At 70.4% G+C, this 16,749-nt stretch carries 20 protein-coding genes; 8 read left to right on the top strand and 12 right to left on the bottom strand.

The genetic code is table 11. The features are described 5' to 3' along the window. Position 1: 1 nt before the first annotated feature. Positions 2-541: a peptide deformylase gene (def, locus tag HY68_RS30745; protein ID WP_041997990.1), complete on the bottom strand. Its 540-nt coding sequence runs from the start codon at positions 539-541 to the stop codon at positions 2-4. Positions 542-656: 115 nt separating this feature from the next. Between def and HY68_RS30740 the strand changes: the two genes are divergently transcribed. From HY68_RS30740 to HY68_RS30710, 7 genes are all read left to right on the top strand, one after another. Continuing rightward, positions 657-1,895 (top strand): MurT ligase domain-containing protein, encoded by a 1,239-nt coding sequence (locus HY68_RS30740; RefSeq protein ID WP_041997988.1) that lies wholly within the window; start codon positions 657-659, stop codon positions 1,893-1,895. 18 nt (positions 1,896-1,913) lie between these two features. Continuing rightward, positions 1,914-2,642 (top strand): glutamine amidotransferase, encoded by a 729-nt coding sequence (locus tag HY68_RS30735; RefSeq protein WP_041997986.1) that lies wholly within the window; start codon positions 1,914-1,916, stop codon positions 2,640-2,642. A 185-nt stretch (positions 2,643-2,827) separates the two neighbouring features. After that, entirely contained in the window at positions 2,828-3,853 is a 1,026-nt protein-coding gene (locus HY68_RS30730) for a 6-phosphofructokinase (RefSeq protein ID WP_041997984.1), read from the top strand. 99 nt (positions 3,854-3,952) lie between these two features. Beyond that, positions 3,953-4,903: a cytochrome c oxidase assembly protein gene (locus HY68_RS30725; RefSeq protein ID WP_041997983.1), complete on the top strand. Its 951-nt coding sequence runs from the start codon at positions 3,953-3,955 to the stop codon at positions 4,901-4,903. 100 nt (positions 4,904-5,003) lie between these two features. Then, a complete protein-coding gene (locus HY68_RS44255; protein WP_041997981.1) occupies positions 5,004-5,162 on the top strand; it encodes a hypothetical protein in 159 nt (52 codons plus the stop codon). A 101-nt stretch (positions 5,163-5,263) separates the two neighbouring features. After that, a complete protein-coding gene (locus HY68_RS30715; RefSeq protein ID WP_041997980.1) occupies positions 5,264-5,719 on the top strand; it encodes an SRPBCC family protein in 456 nt (151 codons plus the stop codon). A gap of 7 nt (positions 5,720-5,726) precedes the next feature. After that, positions 5,727-6,116, top strand: coding sequence for a metalloregulator ArsR/SmtB family transcription factor (locus tag HY68_RS30710; RefSeq protein WP_052457327.1), 390 nt, complete (start codon positions 5,727-5,729; stop codon positions 6,114-6,116). A gap of 40 nt (positions 6,117-6,156) precedes the next feature. On the opposite strand, the gene HY68_RS30705 is transcribed toward HY68_RS30710, so the two are convergent. The 8 genes from HY68_RS30705 to HY68_RS30665 all read right to left on the bottom strand — a co-directional run bounded on the left by HY68_RS30705 (position 6,157) and on the right by HY68_RS30665 (position 12,762). Next, positions 6,157-7,380, bottom strand: a complete 1,224-nt coding sequence (locus HY68_RS30705; protein ID WP_041997978.1) for a flotillin family protein — start codon at positions 7,378-7,380, stop codon at positions 6,157-6,159. A 524-nt stretch (positions 7,381-7,904) separates the two neighbouring features. Next, on the bottom strand, positions 7,905-8,666 hold the full coding sequence (locus tag HY68_RS30695) for an amino acid ABC transporter ATP-binding protein (protein WP_041997973.1): 762 nt from the start codon (positions 8,664-8,666) through the stop codon (positions 7,905-7,907). Next, a complete protein-coding gene (locus tag HY68_RS30690) occupies positions 8,663-9,535 on the bottom strand; it encodes an amino acid ABC transporter permease (protein WP_241778812.1) in 873 nt (290 codons plus the stop codon). The genes HY68_RS30695 and HY68_RS30690 overlap by 4 nt, the downstream gene beginning before the upstream one ends. Further along, positions 9,532-10,419 (bottom strand): ABC transporter substrate-binding protein, encoded by an 888-nt coding sequence (locus HY68_RS30685; protein ID WP_041997969.1) that lies wholly within the window; start codon positions 10,417-10,419, stop codon positions 9,532-9,534. Before HY68_RS30685 ends, HY68_RS30690 begins: the two co-directional genes overlap by 4 nt. 75 nt (positions 10,420-10,494) lie before the next feature. Further along, positions 10,495-10,968 carry a hypothetical protein gene (locus HY68_RS30680; RefSeq protein ID WP_052457325.1) on the bottom strand — a complete coding sequence of 158 codons (474 nt, stop codon included), beginning with the start codon at positions 10,966-10,968 and terminating at the stop codon, positions 10,495-10,497. Between the two features lie 41 nt (positions 10,969-11,009). Beyond that, positions 11,010-11,453 (bottom strand): cupredoxin domain-containing protein, encoded by a 444-nt coding sequence (locus HY68_RS30675; RefSeq protein ID WP_041997967.1) that lies wholly within the window; start codon positions 11,451-11,453, stop codon positions 11,010-11,012. Between the two features lie 48 nt (positions 11,454-11,501). Next, positions 11,502-12,080 carry a hypothetical protein gene (locus HY68_RS30670; protein WP_041997965.1) on the bottom strand — a complete coding sequence of 193 codons (579 nt, stop codon included), beginning with the start codon at positions 12,078-12,080 and terminating at the stop codon, positions 11,502-11,504. Positions 12,081-12,228: 148 nt separating this feature from the next. Then, a complete protein-coding gene (locus HY68_RS30665) occupies positions 12,229-12,762 on the bottom strand; it encodes a hypothetical protein (protein ID WP_241778811.1) in 534 nt (177 codons plus the stop codon). A 74-nt stretch (positions 12,763-12,836) separates the two neighbouring features. Here HY68_RS30665 and HY68_RS30660 point away from each other — a divergent pair, with 74 nt between their 5' ends. Further along, positions 12,837-13,565: a lysophospholipid acyltransferase family protein gene (locus tag HY68_RS30660; protein WP_042000251.1), complete on the top strand. Its 729-nt coding sequence runs from the start codon at positions 12,837-12,839 to the stop codon at positions 13,563-13,565. 18 nt (positions 13,566-13,583) lie between these two features. Here the strand turns inward: HY68_RS30660 and HY68_RS30655 are convergent, their stop codons facing one another. The 3 genes from HY68_RS30655 to ureG all read right to left on the bottom strand — a co-directional run bounded on the left by HY68_RS30655 (position 13,584) and on the right by ureG (position 16,718). Further along, positions 13,584-15,161, bottom strand: coding sequence for an alpha/beta hydrolase (locus HY68_RS30655; protein WP_041997960.1), 1,578 nt, complete (start codon positions 15,159-15,161; stop codon positions 13,584-13,586). A 127-nt stretch (positions 15,162-15,288) separates the two neighbouring features. Further along, positions 15,289-16,020: an urease accessory protein UreD gene (locus HY68_RS30650; RefSeq protein WP_041997959.1), complete on the bottom strand. Its 732-nt coding sequence runs from the start codon at positions 16,018-16,020 to the stop codon at positions 15,289-15,291. Then, a complete protein-coding gene (gene ureG / locus HY68_RS30645) occupies positions 16,017-16,718 on the bottom strand; it encodes an urease accessory protein UreG (protein WP_041997957.1) in 702 nt (233 codons plus the stop codon). Before ureG ends, HY68_RS30650 begins: the two co-directional genes overlap by 4 nt. Between the last annotated feature and the right edge of the window lie 31 nt (positions 16,719-16,749).

Here is a 16,749-nt window from a genome sequence, read left to right as displayed (position 1 = left end):
GTCAGCCGCTCCACGGCGCCCGGCGTGCCGCACGCAGCACCTTGGCCTTGCGCCATCCGGTGAGCCGGTCGGGATAGACGGTGCCGGCCACATGGTCGCACTCGTGCTGCAGGCAGCGGGCGAAGAAACCGCCGCCCTCCAGCCGTACCGGACCGCCCTCGCGGTCGGATCCCTCGACCACCGCATGGTCGAACCGCTCGGTTCCCGCCTCGATGCCGGGCAGCGAGAGACAGCCCTCGGGACCGCGTACGACGACCCCGTCCGCCTCGACGAGCCGCGGGTTGACGACGTGTCCGAGATGCCGGACGTCCTCGTCGTCGGGGCAGTCGTACACGAACACCCGCAGCCCCACGCCGATCTGATTGGCGGACAGGCCGACGCCGCGCGCCGCGTACATCGTCGCGTAAAGATCCTCGATCAGTCCGCCGAGCGCGGGGCCGAAGTCCGTGACGGGTTCACAGGGAGCGTGCAGCACCGGGTCGCCGAGCATTCGCATGGCTCGTACTCGCCCGGTACTGCCGGGGATCGGGCGGTTTCGCATGCCGGTCAGGGTACGGTCCTCGTGACCTCCGTCTTCTGCCCGGTGCCGCAGTTCGGGTCCGTGGCCGGATCTCGATAGGCTGACCCACGGACCGACCCAAGGAGGATCAAGGACGATGGCAGGCAACACGGACCCGCTGTCGCCGCGGGCCAAGCTGGCCGTGACGGCGGGCAAGGCCGCAGCGGCGGTGTCGCGCGCTGCCGGGCGTGGCAGCGGATCGGTGATCGGCGGGAAGGTGGCGCTGAGACTCGACCCCGATCTGCTGGGCCGGCTCGCGCAGCACCTCGACGTCATCCTGGTGTCGGCGACGAACGGCAAGACCACCACCACACGGCTGATCGCGGAAGCCCTGCGCGCCGCGGGGCCCGTGGTCTCGAACGCGCTCGGCGCGAACATGCCGGCCGGCATCACCTCGGCCCTGGCCGGCGGTTCCGACGCCAGGTTCGGTGTGATCGAGGTGGACGAGAAGTATCTCGCCGGGGTGGCACGCGACACGACGCCCAAGGCGATCGCGCTGCTCAACCTCTCCCGCGACCAGCTCGACCGCGCGGCGGAGACCCGGATGCTCGCCGAGAAGTGGCGCGAGGGCCTGGCCGGTACGAAGGCGGTCGTGATCGCCAACGCCGACGACCCGCTGATCGTCTGGGCCGCCTCCTCGTCCCCGAACGTGGTGTGGGTGGCGGCCGGCCAGGAGTGGAAGGACGACGCCTGGTCGTGCCCCTCCTGCGGCGGTGTGATGCAGCGCCCCGGGGACGACTGGTTCTGCGCCGAGTGCGGCTTCCGCAGGCCCTCCCCCAGCTGGGTGCTGCACGGCGACCACGTGCTCGACCCGCACGGCTCGGCCTGGCCGATCCACCTCCAGCTGCCGGGCCGCGCCAACAAGGCGAACGCGGCGACGTCGGCCGCCGTGGCGGCGACCTTCGGCGTACCGCCGCAGGTGGCCCTGGAGCGCATGTGGCAGGTGCAGGCCGTGGCGGGGCGGTACGACGTGGTGTCGTTCCTCGGCCGCGACATCCGGCTGCTGCTCGCGAAGAACCCGGCGGGCTGGCTGGAGACGTTCTCCCTCATCGACCCGCCGCCGACCCCGGTCATCCTCTCCGTCAACGCCCGTGGCGCCGACGGTACGGACACCTCGTGGCTGTGGGACGTCGACTACACCCGGCTCGCCGGACACCCGATCTTCGTCATCGGCGACCGCAAGCTGGACCTCGCGGTGCGCCTCGAGGTCGCCGGGCTCGACTTCCGGGTGTGCGAGAGCCCGGACGAGGCCGTGCGGACGGCGCCGCCCGGACGTATCGAGGCGATCGCCAACTACACCGCGTTCCAGGATCTGCGCCGCCGCGTCGGCAACTGACACGAAGGACGAGCGAGCATGAGTGAGAGCAGCCTGCGGCTGGTGTGGATCTATCCGGACCTGCTGAGCACGTACGGGGACCAGGGCAACGCCCTCGTGGTGGAGCGCAGGGCCCGGCAGCGGCGGCTCGGGGTCACCCGGGTCGACGTACGCAGCGACCAGCCGATCCCCACCTCCGGTGACATCTACCTCATCGGGGGCGGCGAGGACCGCCCGCAGCGGCTGGCGGCCGAGCGGCTGCGCAGGGACGGCGGGCTCGGCCGCGCCGTGTCAAACGGCGCGATCATCTTCTCGGTCTGCGCCGGCTACCAGATCCTCGGCCACGAGTTCATCAACGACCTGGGTGAGCGCGAGCCGGGTCTTGGGCTGCTCGACGTGGTCTCCACCCGGGGCGAGGGCGAGCGGTGCGTCGGCGACGTGCTGGGCGACATCGACCCGCAGCTCAACCTGCCGCCCCTGACGGGCTTCGAGAACCACCAGGGCATCACCCATCTCGGCCCCGCCGCGCGGCCGTTCGCCCGGGTCAGGCTCGGGAAGGGCAACGGTACGGGGGACGGTACGGAGGGCGCGTTCAACGGCACCGTCTTCGGTACGTACATGCACGGTCCCGTGATGGCGCGGAACCCGCAGATCGCGGATCTGCTGCTGAAGCTGGCGCTGGACGTCAACGCGCTGCCGCCGACGGACGACCGGTGGTTCGAGGCGCTGCGCGCCGAGCGGGTGGCCGCGGCGACACAGCCCGCCTGACCGTCGTACGAGCGCCGCAGGACCACGGCCGGGCCGCCCGCTTGAGGCCTGCTGGACCCACCTGAGCAGGTGTCCAGCAGGCGGACTGCGGGTTCGGTCCGGCCGCTTCGCGCCGGTAGGCTGGCGGCGACCAGACCGGACGATGTGGTCCGGCCCCGGCCCACGTTGCAAAGGTAATCCGGGCAATGCGAATTGGTGTGCTCACCTCCGGCGGCGACTGTCCCGGCCTCAACGCCGTGATCAGGTCCGTCGTGCATCGCGCCGTCGTCGACCACGGCGACGAGGTGATCGGCTTCCACGACGGGTGGAAGGGTCTCCTGGAGTGCGACTACCGCAAGCTCGACCTTGACGCCGTGGGCGGGATCCTGGCCCGCGGGGGCACGATCCTGGGCTCGTCCCGGGTCCAGCCCGCCCATCTGCGGGACGGCGTGGAGCGGGCCAGGGGCCATGTCGCCGACCTCGGTCTCGACGCGATCATCCCGATCGGCGGCGAGGGCACGCTCAAGGCGGCCAGTCTGCTCTCCGACGCGGGGCTGCCGATCGTCGGTGTCCCGAAGACCATCGACAACGACATCGCGTCGACGGACGTGACCTTCGGCTTCGACACGGCCGTCGGGGTCGCGACCGAGGCGCTGGACCGGCTGAAGACCACCGCCGAGTCGCACCAGCGGGTGCTGATCGTCGAGGTCATGGGGCGGCACACCGGCTGGATCGCGCTGCACTCCGGCATGGCGGCGGGCGCCCACGCGATCGTGGTGCCCGAGCGGCCCTTCGACATCGGCGAGCTGACCGAGCTGGTCGGCAAGCGGTTCTCGGCGGGCAAGCGGTTCGCCATCGTCGTGGTCGCCGAGGGCGCCAAGCCGCGCGAGGGCTCGATGGAGTTCGACGTCGGCGTGAAGGACGCGTACGGCCACGAGCGTTTCGCCGGGGTGGCACGGCAGCTCTCCATCGAGCTGGAGGAGCGGCTCGGCAAGGAGGCCAGGCCGGTGATACTCGGTCATGTGCAGCGCGGCGGTACGCCGACCGCGTACGACAGGGTCCTGGCGACCCGGTTCGGCTGGCACGCCGTCGAGGCCTCGCACCGCGGCGAGTTCGGCATGCTGACGGCGCTGCGCGGCACGGACATCGTGATGGTGCCGCTGGCGGAGGCCGTGGAGACGCTGAAGACCGTGCCGGCCGAGCGGTACGCCGAGGCGGAGTGCGTGCTGTGACGCGCGGCTGAGAGGGCCCCGCGCGCGAGGGGGATCCGGGGCGGTCCTAGTCTGGTTCGGACAACAGGTACGAATCAGGACTGTCTCGGGAGCTCACGGATGGACCACGGCGGGCACGGTATGACGATGGATCTGCCGCCGTTCACGCTGGGACGGGGGCTCGCGTACTCGCCCGACACGTTCTTCCTGGTCGGCTGTGTGCTGGCGCTCCTCCTGTACGGCTGGGGCATGGCGCGGCTGGTGCGGCGCGGTGACCGCTGGCCGGTGACGCGCGCCGTGGCCTTCGGGCTCGGCGTGCTGACGGTGGCGCTGATGATGTGCACCGGGCTGAACGACTACGGCATGGTCATGTTCAGCGTGCACATGGTGCAGCACATGGTGATCAGCATGGTCTCGCCGATCCTGCTGCTGCTCGGCGCTCCGGTGACGCTGGCCCTGCGCGCGCTGCCGGTCGCTGCGACGCGCGGCAGGAAGGGGCCGCGCGAGCTGCTGCTGGCGTTCCTGCGCAGCGGGTTCATGCGGGTGGTCACGCACCCCGCCTTCACCATCCCGCTGTTCATCGCGAGCCTGTACGGGCTGTACTTCACCCCGCTCTTCGACTTCCTGATGGAGTCGAAGACCGGGCACGTCGTGATGATGGTGCACTTCCTCGCCGTGGGTCTGGTCTTCTTCTGGCCGATCATGGGGGTGGACCCGGGGCCGCACCGGCCGGGCTACGTGATGCGGATGCTGGAGCTGTTCGCCGGGATGCCGTTCCACGCCTTCTTCGGGATCGCGCTGATGATGGCGAGCGAGCCGATGATCAACGCGTACAAGAACCCGCCGGGCTCGCTCGGCATCGACGCGCTGACCGACCAGAGCGCGGCGGGCGGTATCGCCTGGGCGTTCAGCGAGATCCCGTCCGTGCTGGTGCTGATCGCGCTGGTGTACCAGTGGTACCGCTCGGAACAGCGCCAGGCGAAGCGCTCGGACCGCGCGGCGGACCGGGACGGCGACAAGGAGCTGGCGGCGTACAACGCGTATCTCGCGTCGCTGCAGGCGAGGCAGTAGGGCCTGTCCGACGGATCAGGGCCGGACAGGCCCGTAGTAGCGCGAAGTGCGGGTGGCGGGTGAGGATGGCAGTCACGGCCCTCGGCCGGGAGGAGACGACATGTCCGGATCCACGAAGACCATGGGTGTGCTCACCGTCGGTGCACTGGTGATGGTGACCGCCTACACGGCGGCGCTCGGCAGCAACGGCTGGCTCTGGTTCGGCTGGGTGGTGCTCGGCCTGGTCACCATCGGGATGGTCGCCACACGCACCCACTGACCGCTTGGTGCAACCCAAAGGTTGCACGTCCCTCCGGCACGTGCAACTCTGGAGTTGCACGTGAAGGCCGAGAGGCTGTCTTCCGAGTGGAGGGACTTCCCATGTCCGAGGACCGGATCGAACGAGACATCACCATCGACGCGTCGATCGAGCGCGTCTGGGCGGTGCTGACCGAACCCGAGCACGTCGGCAGCTGGTTCGGGCAGGGCAAGCCCACCCCGGTCGACCTGCGGCCCGGCGGCATCATGGTGCTGGACCACGGCGAGTACGGGGTGTTCCGGACGACGGTCGTGACCGTCGACCCGCCGCGGTACTTCGCGTACCGCTGGGCGAGCGCCTTCCCCGACCAGGTGGCCGACGAGACCAACTCGACCCTGGTGGAGTTCACCCTCACCCCGCAGGGCGAGGGCACGCACCTGCGCGTGGTGGAGACCGGCTTCGCCGCCCTCGACATCCCCGAGGACCGCAGCCACGCCGCGTCGCACGCGAGCCACAGCGAGGGCTGGACCGAGATGGTGGGCAACATCCAGAAGTACGCCCAGCTCGACTCGGAGTGACCGGCGAATGACCGCTGATTCCGCGCAGGACGCGGTGACGGACGTCCTCACCGCGCTGGCCGACCCGACCAGACGCCGGATCCTGGACGCCCTCGCCGCGCACGGCGAGGCGACGGCCACGGTCCTCGCGGCGGAGCTGCCGGTCAGCCGTCAGGCGATCGTCAAACATCTCGCCGTACTGGACAAGGCGGGCCTGGTCGCGGGCCGCAGGGAGGGCCGTGAGGCGCGGTTCACGGTCCGCCCCGAAGGGCTCGGTGCGACGGCCCGCTGGATGGACCGGATCGCGGCCGACTGGGACGCCCGGCTGTCGGTCATCAAACGGCTGGCCGAGGCTCCGGCCGCCACTCCCCCGGACGCGCCACCGGAGTCGTCCCCGGACGCGCGGGAGCCCGGCTGATCCCCTGCCGGGGACGGGCCGGGCTCCTGCTGTGCGACGGTTACCTGGACTCGCCCGTACGGGCCGGTGTGTTGCCGTTCACGCTCTGGTTCGGCGTATCGCCGCCCGCACCCGCGCCGCCCGAACCGGTGCGCCGCTGGAGCGAGTTCAGGATGGCCATGCCCTGGCCGACCAGACCCGCCGCCATCTCGTTGACACCGTCGGTGCCGTTGAGGATGGTGAGGTTCGAGTCCGCCATGCCCCGCGCGGCGGCGTCGGCCAGTGCCGGCAGCACCTCGACGATGCGGTTGGCGGCGATGAGTTCCTGGTTGCCGTCCCGCAGCGACTCGGCGCGTGCGCTGTTCGCGTCGGCCTGCGCCTGGGCGAGGGTCCGTTCGGCGTACGCGCTGCCGTCCGCCTCGAACTTCGCCTGGTCGCGGGCCGCTTCGGCCAGTGTCCGCTGCCGGTACGCCTCCGCGTCGGCCGGCCGCCTGACCTCGGCTTCGAGCCGCTGGGCGGCCAGTTGGGCCTGACGCTCCGCCAGAGCCGTCTGCTGCTCGATGACTTCCTGCGACGCCTTCGCCTCGGCGAGCGGTCCCGCCTGCGCCGCGCGCGCCCTGACCTGTTCGGTCTCGGCCTGGAAGCCGGCCCGCTTGATCGAGGTGTCCCGCTCGTACTCGGCCTTCAGCGCCTCCGCCTGCTGCTCGCGCTCCGCCGCCTCCTGGTCCGCCCTGGCGGCGGCGATACGCGCCTGGCTGGCGACGGCCGCGGCGTGCGGCGCCGCGAGGTTGTTGATGTAGCCGGTGGCGTCCTCGATCTCCTGGATCTGCAGGGCGTCCACGACGATGCCGAGCTTCTCCATCTCGCTGTGGCTGCCCGCCTTCACCTCCTGGGCGACCCTGTCCCGCTCGCGGATGATCTGCTCGACGGTCAGGCCGCCGATGATGGACCGCAGATGACCGGCGAAGATCCTGCCGACCAGCTCCTCCATCCGGTCCTGCTCCGCCAGGAAGCGCCGGGCGGCGTTCGCGATCGACACCGCGTCGTCGCCGACCTTGAAGACGGTCACCGCACGCACCGTCAGCCGGATGCCCTGCTGTGTCACGCAGTCTTCGGCGATCTCCGCCTCCCGCAGCGCCAGCGAGAGCATGCGGGCCTTCTGCTTGATGGGCAGGACGAAGCTTCCGTGGCCCGTGACGATCCGGAACTGGGTGTCCTGGACCTGTCGTTTGGAGCCGGAGATCAGCATTGCCTCGTTGGGCGCTGGAACATGCCAGAACAGCATGGCGAAACTCCTGTCGTACTACATGGTTTCGTACTACACGTTTGTCCGGAGAACGGGGCCCGGGAAAATCCGGGCACCGGGGTCTCAGGACGGAAGGGGCTCCACCATCACCGATCGCGCCGAGATGCTGTCGGTGACAATCACCCTGATGTGTTGTCCGATCGGCCGGTCGGACCACGCCGCGTACGCCTCGGAGCCACCCCGTACGGCCACCAGGACCTCGCCGGGTCCCCCGTCCGGGATCGGCACGGTAACCCTGCCGACCGCTCCTACCGGGCTCTGCGAAGACTCATCTGCCGCGCACATAGGTCGTTTCCCCCACCTCCAGCGCCCCCTCACCCACATCCATAGGGCGACCACGCCTTCCGGAGGCCCACGCCTCCAACCTCGCCGGCCACCGGGGACAACCCGGTACACACGACCGACGGCGACACGCCCCCGTTACGTTCACAGTACTCCGGGGGATGTCCGCTGAGTATCACTGCCACGGGCTGTATCAGGACCGTGAAAATCGGGTGCGCGGCCTACAAGCGCCCGGCCGCCACGATCCGGCTGAGGAACCGCCGCGTCCGCTCCTGCCGGGGGTCGCCGAAGACCTCGTCCGGTGTACCGCGCTCCAGGACGACCCCGTCGTCCAGGAAGCACACCTGGTCGGCCACCTCCCGGGCGAAGGCCATCTCGTGGGTGGCGAGGACCATGGTCATCCCCTCCTCCTTGAGGTCCCGCACGACCGACAGCACCTCGCCGACCAGCTCCGGGTCGAGGGCCGCCGTGATCTCGTCCAGGAGCAGCAGCCGGGGCCGTACGGCGAGGGCCCGTACGATCGCGGCGCGCTGCTGCTGGCCGCCGCTCAGCCGGTCGGGATACTCCTGCGCCTTGTCCCCGAGCCCCAGTCTGACCAGCAGCTCCATGGCCCGCGCCGTCGCCTCCTCGCGCGGTGTGCCGAGGACCCGGCGCGGGGCGAGGGTGACGTTCTGCAGGACGGTCATGTGCGGGAAGAGGTTGTACGACTGGAACACCACGCCGATCCTGCGGCGCACCGCGTCGGGGTCGGTCCGCGGGTCGGTGATGTCCTCGCCGTCGAGGAAGATCGCCCCGTCGTCGATCTCCTCCAGCAGATTGGCGCAGCGCAGCAGTGTGGACTTCCCGGAGCCCGAGGCACCTATCAGGGCGGTCACCGTGTGCGGTGGCACGTCGAGGCTGACGTCGCGCAGCACGACCCGGCCGTCGCCGAAGGTCTTGCGTACGGCGTCGAGCCGCAGCACCGGCGTGGCGTCGGCGGTCATACGGTGCCTCCCTGGGCGCGCCTGCGGTCGGTCCGGGCGGTCAGCCAGTCGATGAAGCGGGTCATCGGGATGGTGAGCGCGACGAAGACGAGTCCGGCGACGACGTACGGCGTGAAGTTGAAGTACTTGCCGGAGAGGATCTGGGCCGCGTAGACGGCGTCGACGGCGCCGGCGATCGAGACGAGTCCGGTGTCCTTCTGGAGCGACACGAGATCGTTGAGGAGCGGCGGGATGACGCGCCGCACCGCCTGCGGCAGCACCACGTAGCGCAGGGCCTTGGCGTAGGACAGCCCGAGCGAGCGGGCGGCGGCGCGCTGGGAGGGGTGTACGGATTCGATGCCGGCCCGGAAGACCTCGGCGACGTAGGCGGAGTAGGTCAGCACGAGGGCGGCGCCGCCGAGCACCACGGGGTCGGTCGGCACCCCTTGCAGCCGCAGTGCCGGTACACCGAAGACGATGACCAACAGGCAGATGATCAGGGGCAGTCCGCGGAAGAAGTCGGTGTAGGCCGTGGCGAGGGCGCGCAGCGGGAAGAAGACGGGGCCGCGCAGGGTGCGGGCGACGGCCAGCAGCAGCCCGAGAGCCAGGACGCACACACCGCAGATGGCGAGCAGCTTCAGGTTGAGCAGCAGTCCTTCGAGGACGTCGGGCAGCGCGATCCTGGCGTACTTGCCGCTGAAGAAGACCTCACGGGTGCGCTGCCAGCCCGGCGAGCCGGTGATGACGAAGTACAGCACGGCCGCCGTCACCAGTGTGGAGAGGGTGGCCACGCCGGTGGCACGGCGGCTTCTCGCCCGCTTGTACCGTTCGCGTTCCAGCCGCCGCCGCGAGGGTGTGTAGGCCTCGCGGACGGCGGATTCCTCGGTCACTTGAGCACCGGCGCGTCCACGGCCTCGGACAGCCACTGCTTCTCCAGGGCGGCGAGCGTGCCATCCTTGCGCAGCCCGTCGACGGCCGCCGTGACGCAGCCCGTCAGTGTGCTCTCCCGGTCGAGGACGAGGCCGAACTGCTCGGGTGTGCCCGACGCCTGGGCGAACTGGCCGACCACCTTCGCGTCGGTGACCTCGGCCGATGTGATGTAGAAGCCGGTGGGCAGGTCGACGACGATGGCGTCGACCTGCTTGTTGTTCAGCGCGGACTTGGCGAAGTCGTTCTTCTGGAAGACGGCCGGCTTCCGGGTCGGCTTGATGATCTCGTTGACGGTGTCGAGGCTGGTGGTGCCGACCTGGGCGCCGAGCTTCGCGCCCTTGAGGTCGGCGACGCTCTTCGCCTTGGCGTACGGCGAGGACTTGAGCGCGATGACGGCCTGGCGGACGTCGTAGTACCCGGAGGAGAAGTCGACGGCCTGCTTGCGCTCGTCGCTGATGGAGACCTGGTTGATGTCGAAGTCGAACTTCTTCGCGCCCGGTGCGAAGGAGTTGTTGAACGGCACGGTCTGCCAGACGACCTGGTCCTTCCCGTAGCCGAGCGCCTTCGCGACGGAGTAGGCCACCGCGGACTCGAAGCCCTTGCCGTTCGCCGGGTCGTCGTCCTGGAACCAGGGCGCGTACGCCGGCTTGTCCGTCCCTACGGTCAGCTTCCCCTTGGTGGCGGTCGCCAGCTGTCCCTTGGCGCAGGAGGCGGCGGCGGGGGAAGCGGCGGACGAGGAGGAGGCGTCCGTGGACGTGGACGACTCCTGCGGGGCGCAGCCGGCGGCCGCGCCGGCGGCTATGACGAGGACGGCGGGCAGCCAGGCCCGGGCGCTGAGGTGCATGGCGCGAGAATTACACCTGGTGGGGGTGTGTGTCGAGATCGTTTCATTGCGATCAGGTGAATTCGCCCCGGTACGTCAGGTGCGCCGGCGCCGGCCGTGGCCGTGCCGCGAGCCGCCGCCGCCTGCGGTGGCGGCGTCGCGGTGCGGCCGGAAGATCAGCAGATAGACGGTGGTCACGATGGTCACCGCCTGGGCGATGACGGTGAGCCGTTTCTGGCCGTACCAGATCGGCTCGTACATGTTCGGGAACCAGCCGAGTTCCCCGACGTTGACGTAGCGGTACACCAGCAGGAGCGCGAGGCCGCCTGCCGCGACCGACCAGGCGAAGACGTCACCGGGCACCCGCCGCCACACCAGTACGAGCAGCGCCGCCAGCGCGGCGGCGCCCGCCTCGATGCGGAAGAGGGTGCCCTGGCTGATCGCGGTCGTCGTGATCGCGTCGTACCTGTCGGCCAGATGGGCGTGCAGATAGGCGTCGACCGCGAGTCCCGCGGCGGCGAGCACCCGGGCTGTTCCCCGCAGAAGACGACCGGAGGTCGATGACGGCATGGCTGCTCCATTCGAGCCGCCGGCCGGCGGCGGGGACCGGGTTATTTGACGGTGAGTGTGCCCGTCATGAACGGGTGGATCGTGCAGTCGAACGGGTAGGCGCCCGCCTTCGACGGTGCGGTGAAGGTGACGGTCTTGCCCACCGCGATGTCGCCGGTGTTGAAGGCCTTGCCCTTGGTCGCCGTCATGGTGTGCGTCGTCGTGTCCGAGTTGGTGACGGTGACCTTGGTACCGGGCGCCACGCTCAGTGTGGAGGGCTTGAACTTGAAGTTCTTGATGACGACCTTCGCCGCCGTCTTCCCCGGCTGCGCCGAGGAGGACGAACTGCCGGACGGGCTCGGTACGGCGGTGGTGGCGGCGGGAGTTGACGAACTGTCACCGCTGCCACCGCCGTTGCTGTCGGAGCAGCCGACGAGGGCGGTCAGACAGACGGCGGAGGCGACGGCGGCGAACCGTGCCCGGCCGGTGTGAAGTGACAACAGCATGAGGTCTCCGAAACGCTCGTCGGCCGGACCGGCCGCACTGGCCAGGGGTCAGTAACCGGTTCCGCCGCTGTTCTGCGCGTTCTTGGTGATCTTCTTGCCCGACGGGTCCACGACGTACCACTTGGCGCCGAAGTTGTTGAGACCCTGGCCGTTGGTGTTGCCGGCCTTCGTGTCGCCCTGGAACCGGTAGAGCGGGTGACCGTTGTACGTCACCTGCTTGAGGCCGCCGTCCCGGGTGATCGTCGTGAGCAGGTTGGCCTTGAGGCCGCTGCCCAGCGTCGGCTTGGTCTTGTCGGTCAGCGGCGGCCACGCCGTGGCGCACGCGCCCGTGCAGTTCGACTTGGTCTTGGTGTCCTTCTCGAACAGGTACAGCGTCCGGCCCTTGTCGTCGACCAGGATCTTGCCGAGCGACCCCTTCGCGACGGACAGGGTGGGCTTCGCCGCTGACGTGGCCGAAGCGGAGGCAGAGGCGGAGGCCGACGCTGCCACCTCGACCTTGCGGCCGCTGTCGTGGCTGCCGGTGGTGTGGCTGTCGTTGTCACTGCCGCTGCCGGAGCACCCGGCGACCGCCGCTGCGAACAGCAGGGCGGCGGCCGTCGCTGTGACTGTCCTGGTGTGCTGTCTCATTCAGGGACTCCTCTGGGTCCGTCCGGCCACCCCGTGCGGGCAGCGCGAGGCCGGCCCAGGCGGGGCCGCCAGCCCCAGTGGACAGCAGGCCCTGAGCCCCGGCCACCGGGACGGGTCCGTCCGGGTGCCGGGGGGTCCCGGGGAGGGGTCAGGCTTCCTCGAAGTAGGCGTCCAGAACCGCGTCGAGTTCGGCCTCCCACTCCTTGAGGCTGCTCCTGGCGGGTGCCTCGACGTCCGCCTCGTACGAGTGGCGGTCCGTGGTGTGGACCGTGACGGCGAACCGGCGCCCGAAGCGGGGGCTGCCGACTTCGACGGCGCCGATCTCGTCCCAGCGGAACTCCGCTTCTTCGCCGTCCAGTTGGAGCCGGACCCCGGAACGGTCGGCGGACATCGAGCTGCGCCGGTCGCTGACCTCGAAGACGGGCCCTCCGGCTGCGTCGGCGGCCGGCGGCACGTCGTCGTCGGCCTCCCCTGCGGCCGGTTCCGCGGCGGCGGGTTCTTCGGCGCCGGGCTCTCCCGCTGCCGGGCTCCCGGCCTCCTGCTCGGCGGCGTCCTGCGGCGCTTCCTCGGGGACGGTGTCGTCGGCCTCCTCGGCGGTACGGGGTGCCATGAGCCCAGGGATGTATCCGGGATCGGTCCCCGCTGCGGGTACGGGCTGGATTTTCGGATCGATGCGCTCCACGGCGGGCAGTATGGTCGATGAACCTGTGCGAGGACCACTCGGTCCCGGTCCGGCAGAGTGAGGAGCACAACGCCGTGTTCTACTACGTGCTCAAGTACGTCCTGCTAGGCCCGCTGTTGCGAGGTTTGTTCCGGCCGCGGATCGAGGGTCTGGAACACATCCCGGCGGACGGGGCGGCGATTGTCGCCGGCAACCATCTCTCGTTCTCCGACCACTTCTTGATGCCGACGATGCTCAAACGCCGCATCACCTTCCTCGCCAAGGCGGAGTACTTCACCGGGCGCGGCCCCAAGGGCCGGCTCACCGCGTTCTTCTTCCGGAGCATCGGTCAGATCCCGGTGGACCGCTCCGGCAAGGAGGCGGGCAAGGCGGCCATCCGTGAGGGGCTGGGGGTGCTCTCCAGGGGCGAGCTGCTGGGGATCTACCCGGAGGGCACCCGGTCGCACGACGGCCGCCTCTACAAGGGCAAGGTCGGGGTCGCCGTGATGGCGATCAGCGCCGGGGTCCCGGTGGTGCCCTGCGCCATGGTGGGCACGTTCGAGCTGCAGCCCCCCGGGCGCAAGCTCCCCCGGATCGGCCGGGTCACCATCCGCTTCGGCAAGCCGCTGGAGTTCTCCCGCTACGCGGGCCTGGAGAACGAGAAGGCGGCGATCCGCGCGGTCACCGACGAGATCATGTACGAGATCCTCGCGCTGTCCGGCCAGGAGTACGTGGACCGCTACGCGGCCGATGTGAAGGCCGAGCAGACCGGACAGAAACGGGGGCGCCCGGCTCGCGCCGGACGCCCCCGCCGTACTGGCTGACGCTCTTACCGCAGCGTCCTACGGCACCGGCGTGGCGTGCGGGCCGCACGTCGCGTCGTGCCGGTCGAGCGTGCCCTTGAGCAGGTACGCCTCTACCTTGCCGTTGATGCACGGGTTCACCAGGTTGGTGATGCCGTGCGATCCGGCGTCCTGTTCCGTGATCAGCCGCGAGCCCTTGAACCGCTTGTGCAGTTCGACGGCGCCCGCGTACGGCGTGGCCGCGTCCCGGGTGGACTGCGCGATCAGCACCGGCGGCAGGCCCTTGCCGGTCTTCACCGTCACCGGGGTCTGCTGCTTGACGCCCCAGGTCGCGCACGGCAGGTTCAGCCAGGCGTTGCCCCAGGTGAGGAACGGGTAGTCGCGGTTGAGCCGGGTGTTGTCCCGGTCCCACTTCTGCCAGCTCGTGGGCCACTTGGCGTCGGCGCACTCGACGGCGGTGTACACCGCGTTGCCGTTCTCGGCGGAGATGTTGCCCGCCGTGTTCGACAGGTCGGGACCGGCCGCGTCGACCAGTGCCTGGGTGTCGCCCTCCCGGAACTTGCTCCAGACGTCCGCGGTCGGGACCCAGCTGGAGTCGTAGTACGCGGCGCCCTGGAACAGCACGTCCAGCTCGTTGGGGCCGACGACCCCGCCGAACGGCGCCTTCTTGGCGGCGGCGCGCAGCGTCTCGTACTCCGCCGCGACCTGCGCCTTGGTCTTCCCGATGTGGAAGACCGCGTCGTTCTTGGCGACCCAGGTCATCCAGTCGGCGAACCGGCCCTCGAAGGCGACGTCCTGGTCCAGGTTGGCCTGGTACCAGATCTTCTCCTTCGACGGGTTGACGACGCTGTCGACGACCATGCGCCGCACGTGCGAGGGGAAGAGCGTGCCGTAGACGGCGCCCAGGTACGTCCCGTAGGAGACACCCAGGTAGTTGAGCTTCTTCTCGCCGAGCCCGGCCCTGATGACATCCAGGTCACGTGCGGTGTTGGGCGTCGTCATGTGCGGCAGCATCCAGCCGCTGCGCTCCTTGCAGCCGTCCGCGTACTCGGCGGCGAGCTTGCGCTGCGCGCGCTTGTCCGCCTCGCTGCCGGGCCGCGGGTCCAGCTTCGGCGCCTTGACGTACTCCTGCGGGTCGATGCAGGAGATGGGCGCGGAGTGGCCGACGCCGCGCGGGTCGAAGCCGACGAAGTCGTACGCCTTCGCCGCGCTCGCCCAGATGGCGTTCTTGTTGACGACCCTGGCGGGGAACGCCATGCCGGAGCCGCCGGGGCCACCCGGGTTGTAGATGAGCGCGCCCTGGCGCTCCTTGGCCGTACCGGTGTTGCCGATCCGGTCGACGGCGAGCTTGATCTGCTTGCCGTTCGGCTTGGTGTAGTCGAGCGGAACGCTCACCCAGCCGCACTGGATGCCCTTGGCGATGCCCCAGTCGGCGGGGCACTCCTGCCAGGCGATGCCCTTCTTCGCCGCCCGCTCGGCGGCGATCTTCGCCCCGTACGCTGCGGAGTTGTCGTGATGGCGTCCGTCGGCTGTGGCCGACGGGGCGGCCACGGCGCCGGCTATGAGCGCGCCCGCGAGCAGAGTGCCGGCCGAACCGAGCACTGCTGTGCGTCTCAAGTGGATCCTCCCCCTGTGTGGTGCGCCGCTCGTGGCAGCGCATGTCCGTTGGGCTCCCCGGGATCCTTTCGTCTGTGACCTTGCTGGGTACAGGCTGTGGAAGAACTTTTTTACCGCGCTGACCTTTTCAGCCGTCGTACAACGCCTCGTCGAGCACCCGGCGCAGCAGTCTGGCGTCCGGTGCCACGGCTGTGACCAGCGCGCCGGGGCCCGCGAGCGGGGTAAGGACGGCTGTGTCGCCGAGCAGCCGGGTCTCCCGCGGTTTCTCCGCGAACTCCGGCCCGGCGAACAGCAGCTGGCCCGCGGCCCGGTGGCCGCCGAGGACCGCGGGGCCCGCCCAGCCGCCGGGTGCGCCAGGACCGTAGGCCACCTCCTGGTCGAGGAGCGGGCGTCCGGCGTAGCGGACGGCGAGCCTGCTGGTGAGGGTGCCGGACTCCTCGCCGTGCCGGCCCAGGATCTGTTCCTCGCGCAGGACGAGCCGGCCGCCGGCCGCGATGTCGGCCTGGGTGCGGGTGCGCAGGTCGCTGCCGTGCACGGAGATGATCTGCTGGGGCAGCCAGTTGAGCGTGGCGCCGTCGCCCACCGTCAACCGGAGGTCGTAGCGGGCGTGTTCGGGGGTGCGGCCGGGCAGCGCGACCGTCGCGGCCGCCGCGTCCACGGTCAGCACCGCGCCGTCCCGTACGTCCACCTCGACGGTGAGCCGGTCGCCGCCGAGCGGCGCTGTCATCGCGCCGACGACGGTGACCCGGATGCCGGGGCCTGTGGCGCGGGTGCGGCGCAGGGCGAGCGGTCCTTCGCCGTGCAGCACGGGCAGCCCGTCCGGGGTGGCGACGATCCGGGCGGTGGCCCGGACGCTCACGCGGCCCAGGCCGTGAGCTGTGCGCGTACCCAGTCGGCGACGGGCCGCACCCCGTCGAGCGCCTCGCCGGGCGCGCCGTGCAGCGACTTCAACGAGGTGAGGACGACGGGGAGTTCGCCGCGCTGTTCCTTGGAGTCGCGGGCCATCCTGCCGAGGTCGGAGCCGACGTGCGGCGCGAGGTCGGTCTTGTTGATGACGAGCAGGTCGGCGGTGGTGACACCGGGGCCGCCCTTGCGCGGGATGTCGTCACCGCCCGCGACGTCGATGACGAAGATCTGTGCGTCGACCAGCCCTTTGGAGAAGGTCGCCGTCAGGTTGTCACCGCCGGACTCGACGAGGATCAGGTCGAGCGGTCCCACGGCGTGTTCGAGGTCTTCGACGGCTTCGAGGTTGGCGGAGATGTCGTCGCGGATCGCGGTGTGCGGGCAGGCGCCCGTCTCGACCGCCTGGATGCGCTCCGGGGGCAGGACGGCGTTGCGGAGCAGGAATTCGGCGTCCTCGCGGGTGTAGATGTCGTTGGTGACGACGGCGAGGGAGAGCTGGTCGCGCAGGACCCGGCAGAGTGCGGCGACGGTCGCCGTCTTGCCGGAGCCGACCGGGCCGCCGAGCCCGATGCGCAGGGCGCGCCGGGTGCCGTCGGGCCGTACGGCGTCGGCGCTGACGGCGCCGGGACCCGGCTGGGGGTGGTCGAGATGCATGGTGCGGCTCCTTCTTTCGGTGGTGCGTGTT

It is taken from the genome of Streptomyces sp. AcH 505 (assembly GCF_000818175.1).
In the GTDB taxonomy this organism is placed as follows: domain Bacteria; phylum Actinomycetota; class Actinomycetes; order Streptomycetales; family Streptomycetaceae; genus Streptomyces.
The sequence above is the reverse complement of the archived record's forward strand: the minus strand, read 5'-3'. Positions and strand labels throughout refer to the sequence as shown.

What these genes read in the sequence shown, in the direction of transcription:
- def (WP_041997990.1), bottom strand. Translation starts at nt 541, where the DNA reads ATGCGAAACCGCCCGATCCCCGGCAGTACCGGGCGAGTACGAGCCATG.
- HY68_RS30740 (WP_041997988.1), top strand. Translation starts at nt 657, where the DNA reads ATGGCAGGCAACACGGACCCGCTGTCGCCGCGGGCCAAGCTGGCCGTG.
- HY68_RS30735 (WP_041997986.1), top strand. Translation starts at nt 1,914, where the DNA reads ATGAGTGAGAGCAGCCTGCGGCTGGTGTGGATCTATCCGGACCTGCTG.
- HY68_RS30730 (WP_041997984.1), top strand. Translation starts at nt 2,828, where the DNA reads ATGCGAATTGGTGTGCTCACCTCCGGCGGCGACTGTCCCGGCCTCAAC.
- HY68_RS30725 (WP_041997983.1), top strand. Translation starts at nt 3,953, where the DNA reads ATGGACCACGGCGGGCACGGTATGACGATGGATCTGCCGCCGTTCACG.
- HY68_RS44255 (WP_041997981.1), top strand. Translation starts at nt 5,004, where the DNA reads ATGTCCGGATCCACGAAGACCATGGGTGTGCTCACCGTCGGTGCACTG.
- HY68_RS30715 (WP_041997980.1), top strand. Translation starts at nt 5,264, where the DNA reads ATGTCCGAGGACCGGATCGAACGAGACATCACCATCGACGCGTCGATC.
- HY68_RS30710 (WP_052457327.1), top strand. Translation starts at nt 5,727, where the DNA reads ATGACCGCTGATTCCGCGCAGGACGCGGTGACGGACGTCCTCACCGCG.
- HY68_RS30705 (WP_041997978.1), bottom strand. Translation starts at nt 7,380, where the DNA reads ATGCTGTTCTGGCATGTTCCAGCGCCCAACGAGGCAATGCTGATCTCC.
- HY68_RS30695 (WP_041997973.1), bottom strand. Translation starts at nt 8,666, where the DNA reads ATGACCGCCGACGCCACGCCGGTGCTGCGGCTCGACGCCGTACGCAAG.
- HY68_RS30685 (WP_041997969.1), bottom strand. Translation starts at nt 10,419, where the DNA reads ATGCACCTCAGCGCCCGGGCCTGGCTGCCCGCCGTCCTCGTCATAGCC.
- HY68_RS30680 (WP_052457325.1), bottom strand. Translation starts at nt 10,968, where the DNA reads ATGCCGTCATCGACCTCCGGTCGTCTTCTGCGGGGAACAGCCCGGGTG.
- HY68_RS30675 (WP_041997967.1), bottom strand. Translation starts at nt 11,453, where the DNA reads ATGCTGTTGTCACTTCACACCGGCCGGGCACGGTTCGCCGCCGTCGCC.
- HY68_RS30670 (WP_041997965.1), bottom strand. Translation starts at nt 12,080, where the DNA reads ATGAGACAGCACACCAGGACAGTCACAGCGACGGCCGCCGCCCTGCTG.
- ureG (WP_041997957.1), bottom strand. Translation starts at nt 16,718, where the DNA reads ATGCATCTCGACCACCCCCAGCCGGGTCCCGGCGCCGTCAGCGCCGAC.